Annotated in this window: 8 protein-coding genes and 1 tRNA gene; 2 read left to right on the top strand and 7 right to left on the bottom strand. The window is 34.6% G+C overall.

Features of this window, described 5'->3' with window-relative positions; translation table 11 throughout:
- Window positions 1–10 precede the first annotated feature (10 nt).
- From ACFSSE_RS12975 to ACFSSE_RS13005, 7 genes are all read right to left on the bottom strand, one after another.
- Window positions 11–3163 carry a SusC/RagA family TonB-linked outer membrane protein gene (locus tag ACFSSE_RS12975; RefSeq protein ID WP_379100971.1) on the bottom strand — a complete coding sequence of 1051 codons (3153 nt, stop codon included), beginning with the start codon at window positions 3161–3163 and terminating at the stop codon, window positions 11–13.
- Window positions 3164–3489: 326 nt separating this feature from the next.
- Window positions 3490–5589, bottom strand: a complete 2100-nt coding sequence (locus ACFSSE_RS12980; RefSeq protein ID WP_379047260.1) for an alpha-glucuronidase — start codon at window positions 5587–5589, stop codon at window positions 3490–3492.
- Between the two features lie 15 nt (window positions 5590–5604).
- Window positions 5605–8238, bottom strand: coding sequence for a beta-glucosidase (locus ACFSSE_RS12985; RefSeq protein ID WP_379047263.1), 2634 nt, complete (start codon window positions 8236–8238; stop codon window positions 5605–5607).
- A gap of 49 nt (window positions 8239–8287) precedes the next feature.
- Window positions 8288–9394 (bottom strand): glycoside hydrolase family 43 protein, encoded by a 1107-nt coding sequence (locus ACFSSE_RS12990; protein ID WP_379047266.1) that lies wholly within the window; start codon window positions 9392–9394, stop codon window positions 8288–8290.
- A gap of 474 nt (window positions 9395–9868) precedes the next feature.
- Complete coding sequence (locus ACFSSE_RS12995; RefSeq protein ID WP_379047269.1) at window positions 9869–11155, bottom strand: sugar MFS transporter; 1287 nt, start codon at window positions 11153–11155, stop codon at window positions 9869–9871.
- A gap of 27 nt (window positions 11156–11182) precedes the next feature.
- Window positions 11183–13102, bottom strand: a complete 1920-nt coding sequence (gene nagB, locus ACFSSE_RS13000; RefSeq protein WP_379047272.1) for a glucosamine-6-phosphate deaminase — start codon at window positions 13100–13102, stop codon at window positions 11183–11185.
- 147 nt (window positions 13103–13249) lie between these two features.
- Window positions 13250–14368, bottom strand: coding sequence for an ROK family protein (locus tag ACFSSE_RS13005; protein ID WP_379047275.1), 1119 nt, complete (start codon window positions 14366–14368; stop codon window positions 13250–13252).
- Window positions 14369–14719: 351 nt separating this feature from the next.
- Here ACFSSE_RS13005 and ACFSSE_RS13010 point away from each other — a divergent pair, with 351 nt between their 5' ends.
- Complete coding sequence (locus ACFSSE_RS13010) at window positions 14720–15556, top strand: N-acetylglucosamine kinase (RefSeq protein WP_379047278.1); 837 nt, start codon at window positions 14720–14722, stop codon at window positions 15554–15556.
- Window positions 15557–15645: 89 nt separating this feature from the next.
- Window positions 15646–15722, top strand: a tRNA-Asp gene (locus ACFSSE_RS13015).
- Window positions 15723–16143: the final 421 nt, after the last annotated feature.

The following is a 16143-nucleotide window of genomic DNA, read 5'->3' on the forward strand; positions in this document are numbered from 1 at the left end:
TTGATAAATATTAAAATTTAACATTAACACCTAATTGCAAGGTACGTGTAGGCGGATTATTTAAATTCACCGTAATCGCTCTTCCCGTAACGTTTTGCCCAGTGGCTGACCCGTTTGAGGATGCAACACCACCATAACCATTGCCTTCTGGATCTATTGCTAAACCACTTTTAACTAATGGAGACCATAATATAAACGGATTAACTGCCGTAGCATAAACTCTAACTGAACTTAAACCTGTTTTTGTTAATAAATTTGATGGTAAGTTGTAACCTAAATTGATACTTCTAATTTTAATAAAAGAGCCATCTCTGTAAGCTAAAGTTGATGCATAAATAAATCTATCAGCACTTGCGTCTGGAGCAGGAAAATCATTTGTTGGATTTAAAGGAGTCCAATAATTAACTTTATATTGGTTAACTCTGGAATTATTAAAAAATGGATATCCTTGGGCACTACCATCAGCAGTTAAATAAGGCAAAGCAACCGTTTGGCCTATCCTTGCAAAAGTTACTATAGATAAATCAAATGCTTTATAGCTAAACCTATTGGTAAAACCAGCATCAAAATCTGGCTGAAAGTTTCCAATAATTTGTAAATCAGCAGCACTAATAGTTCCATCCTTATTTACATCCTCAACTTTTATTTGGCCTGGAACTTGGCTGTATATTGCGGCTTCTGCAGCTTCGTCTGTTTGCCAAATACCAATTTTTCTAAAATCGCGAATAATGTTAAAAGGTTGTCCAACTATCCATCCTCTACCAAAATCTTCTAATAAACCTTCTCTTAGAAAAGTAATTTCATTACTGAATTTAGAAATGTAAAAATCTGTTGACCAGTTGATACCTTTTTGGCTAACAACATTTTTACTGCTCACGCTAAATTCAAATCCTTTTCCTTTGGTTCTACCAGAATTTACATTTGTTGTTCCGGCCCCTCCACTTAATGGTAAAGGCAGGCTTTGTAATATGTCTTTAGTTTCTTGTGTGTAAACTTCAATAGCGCCTGTTATTCTATTATTAAATAATCCAAAATCTAAACCTACATTGTAGTTAGATGTTTCTTCCCAACCTAAAGAAGAATTTGCTAAACTTGTAACTAAGGCTCCTAATTGGCCAGTTGCACCAAAATTATATGGATAGCTTGTTCCGCTACTTAATAAACCTTGTGTAGAATACGGCGCAATAGATTGGTTAGCTGTAATACCCCACCCTCCTCTTAGCTTCAAACTAGAAACAACATTAACATTCTTCATAAATCCTTCGTCAGAAATATTCCACCCTAAACCCAAAGCCGGATAATTGTAGTATTGGAAGCCTGGAGACAATACGGAAGAACCATCTCTTCTTAAAGTAGCTGTAAATAGGTATTTTCCTTTAAAGCTATAATTTAAACGACCCATGTATGAAATCAAACCTCGCTCTGTGAAACCACCATTATCAGCATTTAAGGTTGCCCCTTGCGCCAAATTATAATTTTGGATATAATCTGCTGGTATTCCATTAGCTCTAAAACCACTGCTTTGGTTATGGTTTTTTTCCATACTAAATAAACCGGTGAAGGTTACATTGTGGTCTTCGGCAAATACCTTGTTATAAATTAACAAGTTTTCCCATAGGGCCGCCCAGTTTTCTGAATTATTAACAGAAGCATTTGATTGAGAAGCCAATCTACTTGAGTTATAATAAGTGTTTGGAGCTGTATATGCACCACCTTGTACCTGACCGTAAGTTAAACCAATATTGGTTCTATACTTTAAACCTTTTATAATCTCAAATTCACCATATAAACTATTAAATGTTGATAATCTTCTACTTGGATTAGTATTTACATCATCTCTAATGGTTAAGGGGCTAACTTGTTCAACATCTAAAGTACCTTCTTGAGGTCTTAAATTTACCGAGCCATCTGCATTGTATGGTGAGAATAAAGGACTAATTCTTAACGATCCGCCAACGGGGAAACGACCTCCATCCTGACTAATTCCAACACTATTTAAAGAATTAAGACCAATTTTTAACCTTTTATTTACCTGATGGTCTAAAGTTGTACGAAGCGTTATACGGTTATAATCTTGACCGTAAACAATGCCTTCTTCTTTTCTATAACCTGCACCCATAGAAAATTTAGTAGCTTCATTTCCGCCAGAAATTCCTAATTGATGATCTGTTACAAAACCCTGTCTAAATATAATGTCTTGCCAATTGGTATTAACACCGGCAGCCAAATTTGTACTTTCAACAGGGCTTATTGCGTAAGGATTTGTATTAGGCGAAATAGAGTTTCCTCTTGCTGCGGCTAATTTAAATTCTGCAAATTCTTCTCCATTAAAAAAATCATACTCTGCAAATCTGTTGTTTAAGCCATAAAATGCATCGTAACTAATTACTGCTTTACCAGCTTTTCCACGTTTTGTGGTGATTAAAATAACACCACTTGCACCTCTAGATCCATAAATTGCTGTTGCAGAAGCATCCTTTAAAATATCTAAACTTTCAATATCATTAGGATTGATTTCGTTAATACCACCAGTAAATGGGATACCATCTAATATGATAAGGGGTGAGTTCTGACGATCAGCATCACCTTGTCCTGCACCTAAAGATCTTTCTCCTCTAATACGAATTTGACCACTAGAACCCAGTTGTGTAGAATTGCTTTGAATATCTACCCCTGCAGCTCTACCTTTTAACTGATCTATAACGTTAGTTGTTGGCACTTCTCTAAGTGCATCTCCACTTACCGATACAACAGAACCTGTAACATCGCTCTTTTTTTGTGTACCGTAACCAACAACAACTACCTGTTCTAATGCTTTGGCATCAGAAACCAAATTTACATTGATGGTTGACTGTTCTCCAACCGTTCTTTCAAGTGTAGAATAACCCACAAAAGAAAAAACCAAAACTGCAACTTTACTTGGTGATATAATTGTATAGTTACCGTTAACATCACTTTGTGTACCCGTAGTGGTGCCTTTAACTTTCACACTTACTCCTGGAAGTCCAAGACCAGTTTGGTCTATTATTTTCCCTTTAACCGTTACCTGGGCAACAGAAGTTAATGCAGATAATAGAAATACCGTTAACATTAAAATTAGACGGGTTTCCCGAAGGGTTATCCAATTTTTGTTAAAATAGAATTGTAAAATTTCTTTTCTCATAAAATTTAGTTTATAATAATTTAGGTTAATTACAAGCATATAGCAATTTCCAAATTTCACCTACACCAGCAAATGGTTTAGTTTTTTTTAATAAGAATACTTTGATGACAAAGTAGGTTTGTATTTGGTTAAAGCTTAATGCTTAAATGTAAAACTATTTAAATTACCCGGGTAGCAATGTTACAAATGTTCAATTTAAGACACTAAATGTTCAAAGCCGCAATTTCCTAAAAAACACTGTTTAAATATGATCTGAGGCGTTTTTGTGTCACTAATATTACAGAAACAACTTAGGAAGGCTATTTTTAGCGCTTTAATTAAGAGAATTAGTGTTTAGAATTAAGAATTTTACTTGTATTAAAATTTCCACCTTCTTGATATATTAAACGCGGGTCAATCGATTGCAAAAACTCTATGTTATACACAGGTCTTTCAAGTTCAAAAGGAATGGGTCTTTTGCTAAATTGCTGAAAATACATTACACAGGCATCACTATAAACCTTAGCATCAAATGCTTGGTGTTTCAATAGTTTTTGCATTTCTACAAAACTTGTACTATCAACGTAATTTTCTATTTTATCCCAAGTTTTTTGAAAATCTCTGACTTGATTTACACCCTTATCATAACTGTAACAAAGCTCATCCCATAATTTACGTCCACTTTTGGTCTTATAATCCCAAGATAAGTGATGAAACCATAGTAAATAAATTTCTGGTGTTGTAGCTGCATTATTAAGTTGTGATGTTAAAGGCTCGTGGTATTGACTTACCGCATTACTACCGGTTTTTGTTCTATTAAAACCAAGCCCTGTGCTATCTGCTTGATGGTAATAGGGTGGTGTCCAATCTGGTCTGGCATTTTTAGGTGCCCACCAAGGGCCAGGACCATAATGATGATGTGCTGCAAAAATATGATGCAAACCTAATGGCATAGAATAATTAACTACTGCTTCTCGGCTTTCTAACATCATTTTCTTAACAGGCTCTAAAAACCCCACTGTCCAATTATCAGCATTTTCTTTTTCTGATTTAAAAGTGAGTTTTAACCATTCATCAGCAATTTGGCTGCTTTTTAACTTATCATTCCAAGCTAATCTGCCGTAAGCATACCAGTTTGCTTGGGCAAAATTATATCCGCACCAGTTGCTATCTAAGCCAATATTTGCAACACCTGCAATAGCGGTATATTTTTGATTATAAATACTTCCGTTAGTCACTTTTGCTACAGTACTGCCTTCGCCATTTTGGTAGGTATCACTATTTAAAGTTTCTTCCCACATTGGTGCTAAAAAAGCTAACTGATTAGAGTGACCCAAATATTCTTGCGTAATTTGAAATTCGGGCATTACCGAAGTTTTTTTCATAGCACCAAATAAAGCGCTAAAAGGTTCGCGAGGTTGAAAATCAATTGGGCCGTTTTTAACCTGTATAATCACATTATCACGGAATTTCCCGTCAAAAGGCATAAACTCAAGATAAGCCTGTAATGCTCGGTCTTTGTTAGAAGGACTGTAAACAAAAGCCCTCCACATCACAATTCCGCCATAAGGCTTTAAGATATCTGCCATCATGTTGGCACCATCTGCATGGTTCCGCCCAAAATCCTGTGGGCCAGGTTCGCCTTCACTATTGGCTTTTACCAAAAAACCACCAAAATCTGGAACCAATTTGTATATCTCATCTGCTTTCGCCTTCCACCATTTTATTACATCAGCGTTAAGCGGGTCCGAAGTTTTTAAACCACCTAATACAGCTGGCGATGCAAAATTTACAGATAAATAGGTTTTAATTCCGAAAGGACGGAGAACATCTGCAATGCTTTTTACCCGTTGCAAAACAGCACTCGAAAGCATTTTAGGAGAAGCATTTACGTTATTTATTGCACTTCCGTTAATCCCAATAGATGCATTTGCTATAGCATATTGTTTCCAGAGTTCAAGGTCATTAGCGGTAACAGCAAGGTCCTTTTCTCCTCTCCAAAAAATAGAATTCCCGGCATAACCCCGTTCTACAGAGCCGTCTAAATTATCCCAATGGTTTAAAATACGGTTTTGATAAGATGGATTTGAAAGTATTGAATTTGTATTTTCGCCAGTTTGTTGGCGACGTAAAAGTTCATAAACCCCATACAAAATACCGGATGGTGTGTTGGCCTTTATTTGATTATTATCTAATTTAAAGCCGTCGTTATTAATGGCTTTATCTTTAACAATCCTTAATTTTAATCGAGCATTGTTTTCGCCTTGCCAGCCATTTTTTAAAGCTTCAATTGCATTGTTTACAATAACAGATTTGTTGTTTGATGATATTACAACACTTTTTGCAGGCTGTTTTTTTAACCATAATTCATGTGCATCATTTCCATATCCTTTTATGGCTAAAAAGATTATCAATAGTATAACTGAGGTACTTCTTATAATCTTCATATTTAATTTTTTTATTTAATCAATAGAAATGGTTTTGGTTAATATGTTTCCGCTTAACACATTTTTTTCATCTGGTTGGCTTCCACCGATGCTGATTTCAATATTACCTGTAAGTGGTTTCATTGTGCCATCAGCATGTACATAGGATAAATCTTCTGGCGTTAATAAAAATTTTAGTTCTTTACTTTCACCAGCTTTAAGCTCAAATCTTTGGAAACCTTTAAGTGCTTTTAAGGCTGTTTTAATTGTTAAGTTTTCATTAACTAAATATAGTTGTGCAACTTCCTCACCGGCTAATTTACCGGTATTGGTTACCCTTACAGAAAGCGGAACGGCAGCACCTTTTTTAATACCACTAGAAATGTTTAGTTTATCATACTTAAAAGATGTATAGCTTAAGCCATAACCAAAACCGTATAATGGCTTCCCACCAAAATAACGGTAGGTACGGTTATCCATATTGTAATTATTAAAAGAATCTAAATCTGCATCGCTGGCGTAAAATGTAACTGGTAACCGCCCTGCTGGGTTGTAGTCTCCAAAAAGAACATCGGCAACAGCAGTACCCGCTGCTTGGCCACCGTACCAAGCATTTATAATTGCGGGAATATTTTCCGATTCCCAAGGCGTGGCAATTGCACTACCCGTCATCATTACAAAAACAACTGGCTTGCCTGTGTTTTGTAAAGCTTTCATTATACGAGTTTGCACTTCTGGCAGCATAATAGAAGTACGATCGCCCCCTTCAAAACCAGGGAAATTCACTTTCATTTCTTCGCCCTCTAACTGCGGAGAAATACCGCCAGCAAATATAAATGCGTCTGCATCTTTATGCTTGTTGGCCAAATTTAACATATTGGTAGCTTCAAAATTTCCGGTACTTAACCTTACATTTCCTTTTCCGCCCCCTTGCCAGTATTCTAAAACCAAATTATAAACCGCATCTTTTTGGGTTTTTAACTGATAGATACGAGCGCCCCACCTGTTTCTTTCCCAAGCATTTAATACTTCTTTTCCGTTCACTAAAAAACGATATCCGTCATCTCCTTCTACTTCAAAAGTGATAGTGCCTGTTGTTGAGGATTTAAAATTTGTGGTATAACGAGCAGAAAAATCATTAGCCGTCATTGTTCCTAACTTCTGTCCTTCTTGCCAAAAATGGTTTAAATCTTTATCATTAGTTACCATTTTTGGACTACCTTCTAATTTTGTATTGTCAAAATACTCGGCTTTAAAACCCGGTTTACCTTCAAAAGAATATTGTTTAGTTAAATCCTGATAAACCAACAAAGTATCATTGGTATAATTAACCGCTTTCTCGTAAATTATTTCGGTGTTTTTGCCTACTTTATCTTTTATGCCTTGTAAAATAGTAGTCAATTGAGATGGTGTTCCGTTGTAATTACCTAAAATAGAAATCGGATTATCTGCGTTTGGACCAAGTACTATAATTTTTTTAAGATTTTTCTTTAATGGTAAAGTCTGTTTCTCGTTTTTCAGTAATACGATAGACTGTTGAGCCATTTTTAAAGCTTGTGCTTTATGCGCTGCACTTTCAAGTACTGAAAAAGGTGTTTGTGCGTATTTTACAATTGATGGTGGATCAAACATTCCTAATTTAAAACGAATCATGTATAACCTTTTAACAGAAACATCAATTTGCTTTTCAGTAATTTTCCCTTCCTTTACGGCTTGTACTAAAGAAAGAAAAGCTTCTGTTCCACAGTCAACATCAGTACCATGGTGTACAGCATCAGCAGAAGCTGAAGCAGCATCTGGGTGAGTTTTATGATTTTTATAAAAATCATCAATTGCCCAACAATCAGAAGTTACGTAACCTGTAAAGTTCCATTGTTTACGCAAAATATCCGTCATTAAAATATCGCTTGCACAACAAGGTTGCGTTCTAAAAGCATTATAAGCGCACATTACACCTGCAACTTTAGAATCTACCACCAACTTTTTAAAAGCAGGTAAATAGGTGTCCCACAAATCGTAAGCGCTTACATCTACATCAAAAACATGGCGCAAAGGCTCAGGACCGCTATGTACGGCATAATGTTTTGCACAGGCTGCGGCTAATAAATATTTAGAATCGTTGCCTTGTAAACCACGTACAAAAGCATCGCCCATGTTTGCGGTTAAGAACGGGTCTTCCCCATAAGTTTCTTGCCCACGTCCCCATCTTGGGTCCCTAAAAATATTGATGTTTGGTGTCCAGTAAGTTAAACCTAAATACCTTTCATTGGTTCTTCCGGTTTCAACGGCTTTATTATAAATTGCCCTACCTTCTAAAGCAGAAAATTGTGCCATTTTAAATAAAGAAGTGGTATCAAAAGTTGCTGCCATTGCAATTGCTTGCGGATAAACTGTTACTTTAAACGGCGTTCTTGCTACTCCATGCAAAGTTTCATTCCACCAATCGTAAGCCGGAATCCCTAAACGTGTTATAGCCGGGGAAGAATTCATCATTTGTGAAACCTTTTCTTCAAGGGTTAAACGCCCCACCAAATCATCAACACGGCTTTCAAAAGATTTGGAGTAATCATTAAAAAGATAATTTTGATTTTGGGCTTTTGCAAATATTGATGATACCACAAGAAAAGCAGTTAAACTCAATATTTTTGCAAAATTTAAACTTTTAAGCATAAGAAGAATTAGTTTTTAAATGAAGATAATTTTTGATGTTAAGCTCATATTATTTTGCTGATTTACCATAAGGATCAATTGGTAAAATTTTCCCTTCAACGTCGTATTTTAGCTCTATAACTTTAACATTTCTTAAATGAGTTTTTCCTCCAGAAACTTGCGTATCATGATAGAACAAATACCATTTACCTTTAAATTCTACAATAGAATGATGAGAAGTCCAGCCTACAACAGGATTAAGTATAACTCCATGATAAGTAAACGGACCGTAAGGATTGTCTCCAGTAGCATAAACTATTTTATGGGTATCACCTGTAGAATAAGAAAAATAATATTTTCCATTGTATTTATGCATCCATGAAGCTTCGAAGAAACGTTTTTCGTGGTTTCCACCTAAGAATTCTTTCCCGTTTTCATCTAATATTTTAATATCTTTTGGTGTTTCAGCAAACTCCTTCATATCACCTGCAAGCATTGCCATTTTAGGAGATAATGCCGGTTGATCATCTTTTTCTAAATCTGTAGCCGAACCTTTAGCATCAAACTTTCCTGTCGCCCATTTTTGTAATTGCCCACCCCATATTCCACCAAAATACATATAGCTTTTACCATCTGTATCTGTAAAAACAGCTGGATCTATACTAAAACTGTTTTTTATAGCTTGTGTTTCTGCTTTAAAAGGGCCTTGCGGTTTATCGCTTTCGGCAACACCAATTCTAAATACACCATCTTTATCACGGGCAGGAAAATAGAAATAATATTTTCCGTTTTTAAACGCAATATCTGGCGCCCACATTTGCGAAACTGCCCATGGCACATCTTCAACCGTTAAGGCCATCGGATAATCGGTTACTTTTCCGCCTACGCTATCTAATGAATAAACATAGTAATCTTTCATTGCAAAATGATCGCCGTTATCATTTTCTGGCATACCAGCATCATAATCATGAGATGGATAAATGAAAATTTTACCATCAAAAACATGGGCAGATGGATCTGCGCTAAATCTTTCTGTAATTAAAGGTTGAGAAACTGCACCTTCAAATAAATTTTCAGTTTTAGATGTGCTATCTGCACTGTTGGTGGTTTTTGTGTTTTGTGTACAAGCTGATGTGGCTAAAACAATAGCCGATAGAATGATCTGTTCAATCTTCATATTTATCTCTTAAATTTAGGTTATCCTTTATTTTACTGCTGTGCAAAACGTATGTAATGCAAGTTCGGGTTAATTGGCTGTAATGATAAGCTCAAGTTTATACTTAAGAAAACCATCACAAGCAGTAAAAGTAGCCTCAATTAAATAAGTGGGATGTCAGAATTGTAAAAATATGTGGGATAAATGTTCAAAAAGATAGCTTAGGTAATAAACTATCACATGAAATGCCTTACAATAGAAGATGGAGTTTGAAAACGGGACTAACAAAGCAGAGGTTTTTTCAATAAAAATTCAACCTCATCATTAAATCTGATATGATTTTTTAGTATGATAAAAACCTATCAACAGCCATAAAAGGTTTTCTTTAAAAAAGATAATCTTTTGATTTAGTTAATGCAGCTGAAAGTTGATGATAATAAAAAAAATGAAGGCATTTCCCCACGAAAACACCTTCAAATTAATGTAAAATTTTTTTTAAGCTTTTACAGTTTTATGTCCTTCTACGGCATAAAATAAAATGTATAAATAAGCTGGAAACATACAAACTAAAAAGCCTGTTTGTGGCCCAAGTGATGTTTCTAAGCTAGCATAAATTTGAGGTAAAATTGCTCCTCCAGAAATACCCATTACTAACAATGCCGAGCCTATTTTTGTGAATTTACCCAAACCTTTAATTGCTAATGGGAATATAGCGGGCCACATAATAGAATTTGCTAAGCCCAATAAAGCAATAAAAACAATACTTGTATAACCAGTTGTTAAATATGAAGCAAGGGTAAACAACAAACCTATAATGGCAGCAACCATTAATGCTGTTTCTTGTTTTATATATTTTGGAATTAAAGCTATTCCTAAAATATAGCCCAAAACCATGGTTGCTAAAGTGTAAGAGGTGAAAATTTTAGTTTGATCTAACCCCATGCCTAATGAACTTCCATAAGTACCTATTACGTCGCCAGCCATAACTTCGGCCCCAACATATAAAAAAAGACATATTACGCCTAAATTTAAGTTCCTGTAACTAAAAACGCTCGCTCTTGAGGCAACTACTTTCCCGTCGGTATCTACTTCATCTTCATCTGTATTTATTTCTGGTAAAGATGATAACCTAATTAATATAGCCAAAATCACTAATACTATTGCAATAATGATATAAGGTAAAATTACACGATTTGCTAACGCATCTAATAATCCTTCTTTTTCTAATGGATCTGTAATTATTTTTATTTTTTCTTCTATTTCTGTTGCGCCTTTAAGTACCATTGCACTTAAAATAAGCGGACTTAAAACACCTGCAACTTTATTACAGATACCCATAATGCTGATTCTTTTTGCAGCACTTTCTATGGGCCCAACTACAGTAATATATGGGTTTGATGCAGTTTGAAGTAATGAAAGTCCCATCCCTTGAACAAATAAGCCTATCAAAAATAATGGAAAAGCCCTCATCATTGCTGCTGGAACAAATATTAAAGCACCAATAGCCATTACAAAAAGACCTAAAGACATTCCGTTTTTAAAGCCGCTCCATTTTAAAATATAGGAGGAAGGTATAGCCAAAAAGAAATAGGCCATATAAAAAGCAAATGTTACCAAAAGTGCTTGCGATGTGTTTAATTCGCAGGCTAATTGAAGAAATGGAATTAATGTACCATTTAACCATGTAATAAACCCGAAAATAAAGAACAAGGCGCCTATTATAATGATAGGATTGATTCCGTTTTTTGTATTAACAGCAGTGTCTTTTGATGTTTGTGTCATGTATTTTATAGCGTTAAAAATTTGCAATTAAAACTCCCATCTCACAAATGCTTCCATAGCTTCGTACTCTGCCAAACCTAATTTATCATAAGCTCTTGCCGTTTCGCTTGTTCTTTCCTCTGCTCTTACCCAAAATTCTCTAGCATCATCTCCAGGGAAAACTGGCATATCTTTTTGCGACTGATGCTTGAAAATTGCTAATCTTTTTCTTTTTACTTCTTGTGGCGAAAGTGGAACTGCCATTTGTATTTCATGAATTTCAAATTCATGCCATGCACCTCTGTATAGCCATAACCAACAATCTTTAACCCAATCATCAGTTACTTTTAATCTTTGTAAAGCTGTTAAAATGATATTGAAACATACTTTGTGTGTACCATGTGGATCAGCAAAATCGCCGGCTGCAAATACCTGTTGAGGTTTTACTTTACGCAGCAATTCCATTGTTTCCACAATATCGTCTTCAAAATCTACCTTATTGGTAACTTTTAATCTATCGTAAAAAGGTAAAGCCATAAAATGGATGTTTTCATCAGCTAAACCAGCAAATCTCGCTCCTGCCGTTGCTTCTCCTTTTCTAATTAAACCTTTAACTGTTAATAGCTCTGGAATATCTGGCTGGTTTGGAGATTTATTCTCCAAAAACTGCTTCATCTTCTCGTAAGTAGCTTCTAAACCAGAGGCATCTGTATTTTGTGATTTAGCAAAATCTATATTGAACTCCATAAAACGCAAAGCTTCATCGTCCCAAACTGCGGTATTTCCAGAAGTTTGGTACGCTACATGCACATCATGACCTTGGTCTGCCAATCTAATAAATGTACCACCCATAGAGATCACATCATCATCTGGGTGTGGAGAAAATATGATTGAACTTTTTATTGACGGTTCTGCTCTTTCTGGTCTTTGGCTATCATCAGCATTTGGTTTACCACCTGGCCAACCTGTAATGGTATGCTGTAATTTATTAAATACATCAATGTTAAGATTATAAACTGGCCCTTTCTCGGTAGCTAACTGAGCCATACCATTATTGTTGTAATCCTCTTCTGTAAGTTTTAAAATAGGTTTATCGGTTTTTTTAGCTAACCAGATAACCGCCTTTTTTATAGTTTTTTCTGCCCAAGCGCAATCTCTTACTAACCATGGTGTATCAAAACGAGTAAGTTCTGAAGCTGCTTCTTTATCTAAAATAAATTCTACATGATCTGATAATTGCAAAAATGTAGCAGGTACATCAGAAGAAATTTCTCCTTCAACGGCTTTTTTTATAATGGAAGCTTTTTTCTGATTCCAAGCCATTAAAATAATTTCGCGGGCTTTAAATATGGTACCTACTCCCATAGTGATAGCTTTGGTTGGCACATTTTCTTTACCCCCAAAATCTCTTGAAGCATCCCTTCTTGTTAAATCGTCTAAAGTAACTAACCTTGTACCAGAGTTGGGTGCTGATCCTGGTTCGTTAAAACCAATGTGCCCTGTTCTACCGATACCTAATAATTGAAAATCTAAACCTCCGTAAGCACTAATTTTACGTTCGTACTCTAAACAAAATGCAGCAACGTCATTTTCTGCCAATGTACCATCTGGTATATTGATATTTTCTTTTTTAATATCAATATGGTTAAATAACTGCTCGTTCATAAAGGTTACATAACTTTGAGCAGCATTTGGCTTCATAGGAAAGTACTCATCCAAATTGAAAGTGACTACGTTGCTAAAACTCAAACCTTCTTCTTTATGCATCCTAATTAACTCTGCATAAACACCAACAGGGGTAGCCCCAGTTGCTAACCCTAAGATTGCTTTTTCACCAGCTTCTTGTTTTGCTTTTATTAATGTAGCAATACGCTGAGCAACTTTTTTTGAAGCTATATCTTGATTATCATAAACAGTAACTGGAAGTTTTTCAAAACGGGTTTCTTCTAAGAGGTTTAAACGAGACATAATATTTTTATATTAAAGACCAACATTGATAAACAAACTTAAATAAAATTTAGATTAAAACATTAAATCTTATTAAAAAAATTATTAAGTTGTTGTAATTATTTGAAATAAAGCAATTTGAAATCTTTTTTTTGGAATGTAATTCATCTAATTAGCGTCTTTACCTAAGCTTTCCATAACCAAAATAGCGGAGCCAATTAATTCTGCATCAAAACCAATTTCTGATATATAAATTTCCGTTTCGGCAGCTAAGCGAGGAATACAATACTTGTTTAAAGCTTGTTGAATAGGGGCTAAAAGTAATTTTCCCACTTTTACTCCTCTTCCACTTAATACGATAGCTTTTGGGTTAATGATATGAATAAGGATTGAAAGACCCCTTCCAATTTTGTAGGCAGCATCAGAAAGTAGCTCAATCGCAAATTGATCTCCTTTATTAGCTATATCCATAACCGCATCACCAATATCTAATTTAGAAGTTGATGAATCATATTTTAACCCTGTTTTTCTTCCGGAGTTTATGCCTTCAATAGCTTTATCTGCTACCGCTAATAATGAAGCTTCGGCTTCTAAACATCCTTGTTTTCCGCAAGAACATAATAATCCTTCTTCAGAAATTGGGATATGACTTAACTCGCCAGCAAAACCACTATGGCCTCTAAATAGCTGTCCGTTTACAATCATACCTAAACCTATACCCCAGCTAAGGTTAATAATCATAGCGTCGTTAATAGTTTTTGCCAAGCCAAATTTTAATTCTGATAAAGCAATTAAACTAGAGTCATTATCTATAAAAACAGGTAAATTTAATTCGTCAGTTATATGCTGGCTCACACTTTTTTTACCAGATTCTAAATAAGTATAGTTAATGCCTTCTTTGGCATTTACAAAACCAGGCATGCCTATTCCAACTCCAATTAATTTATCTTTTTTGATGCCCGAATTTTGGATATGATTGGCGATTAATGCCGTGAGTTCTCTTAAAGAATTTGGATTATTTTTAAGCTTTAAATCAACAATTTCTACAGGTGTAACGTAATTATTTAACATATCAATAGTTACTATTCTTGTAGATAGCTGATCCATTGCAACGGCTACAATATTAATTTGACTTGCATTTAAAGCATACATTAAAGGCCTACGACCTCCGGTTGATGCTGCATAACCTTTCTCTATAACAAAGCCCTTTTCAATAAGATTACCAATGGCTTTTGTTACTAATGGAATGCTTTTATCTATTTGCAAGCTAACGTCTGCACAAGACATAGTCTTGTTATAGAAGATTTGTTTAATTATTTCGAAATAAAGCTTTGAGTTCTTTTTATTGGCGTTAAACATATTTGCAATTATAATAAAGCATTTTTTCTACAACAGATTAATAGCATGTAAACATCCATAAATATTCTTAAAATTAAAATAATACAGCATCCCAATAGCTCTTTAAATAATTAAGGATAATTATATGTATATCTTTTCACGAAAATAAAGAATAATAAATCAAATCTTTTTAATTTTTTTTAAAAGATTAATCAACTTTTTATATATTTGGTTTTACAATTTATAAACCGCTTTACAATTATTAACTGTTAAAGCAATTATCCTTAAAATATTTTTAACATGATTCTTTTAGCAGATAGTGGCTCTACCAAAACAAGTTGGTGTTTAAAAAGTATTAATAATACAGATTTTCATTTTGCTACCGAGGGTTATAACCCTTATTATTTAGACAGTTCTTATATTGCTAATTCTATTAAAGCAGGGTTACCTAATGAAATAAAACCAGAATTAATTACAGAAGTTAATTTTTATGGTGCCGGCTGCAGTGAAGATAAAGGTTTTATTATTAAGGATGCCTTAAAAGATACTTTTAAAAATGCTGTAAGTTATGTGGATATTGATTTATTGGCTGCGGCCAGATCTGTACTTGGTAACACAGCAGGTTTTGTAGGTATTTTAGGAACGGGTACCAACAGTTGCTTATATAACGGAAAAAAGATAACACACATTGTAAATTCATTAGGTTTTTTAATGGGAGATGAAGGAAGCGGTGGATACTTAGGGAAAAAGTTACTTACGGCTTACTCAAGAGCTTATCTTCCTGAAAGTTTAGTGCTAGATTTTTTTGAAAACTATCACTTAACAGCAAATGACATTGTAAACGAAGTATATGCTACTAAAATGCCTAATACTTATTGCGCAAGCTTTTGTCCGTTTATTAGTAAGCACATTACACATCCTTTTATAGATGAAATGGTTAAATCATCTTTTAGAGATTTTTTTACAAACATTGTTAATTACTACCCTAATTATAAAGATGAAACTTTTAACTGTGTAGGCTCTATTGCTCACAATTTCTTACCTCAATTAAATGCGGTAGCTAATGAATTTGAAATGAAAATAGGAAACATTATAAGAAACCCAATGGACGGATTGATTGAATACCATAGGGTTTAGGCTTTTAATCACTATTAATTTTAAATTTAAGTAGCTTTTTGAATAAATAACCTATATTTGCACTCCCGAACAGAAATGAACGGACTAACGGAGTGGTAGTTCAGCTGGTTAGAATGCCTGCCTGTCACGCAGGAGGTCGCGGGTTCGAGTCCCGTCCATTCCGCCAATTACATTTTAAAAATGTGCAAAAGCCTTCGAATGATATGATTTGAAGGCTTTTTTGGTTTTAAGCCCTGCCAAATTATATAATAAAACCCAATATTTATGAGCGTCATTCATGACGTCTTTTAAAACTAGAAAAAAAGACGCGTTGAAAGTGACGCTTATAGCTGTGAATCAAGGTGTTCAACCATTAAACATCTTGATTTGATGAGACTACATTTCGACATTTGTTTAATCTAATAATGATGTTGTTATGTTAGAAAAAAGCTTCGTGCTAATCTTCTTTCTGAAGAAACCCAAAAATGAAAAAGGAAATTTAAGGTATATCTACCTACGTGTGACAGTCGATGGTGGAGTTCCTACCTTTGACTAGAGGGATTTTATTGTCAGATTTAATTTAAACACATTAAATTTGAAACTATGAA

The sequence above is a fragment of the Pedobacter alpinus genome (genome assembly GCF_042684645.1).
Classification (GTDB): domain Bacteria; phylum Bacteroidota; class Bacteroidia; order Sphingobacteriales; family Sphingobacteriaceae; genus Pseudopedobacter; species Pseudopedobacter alpinus.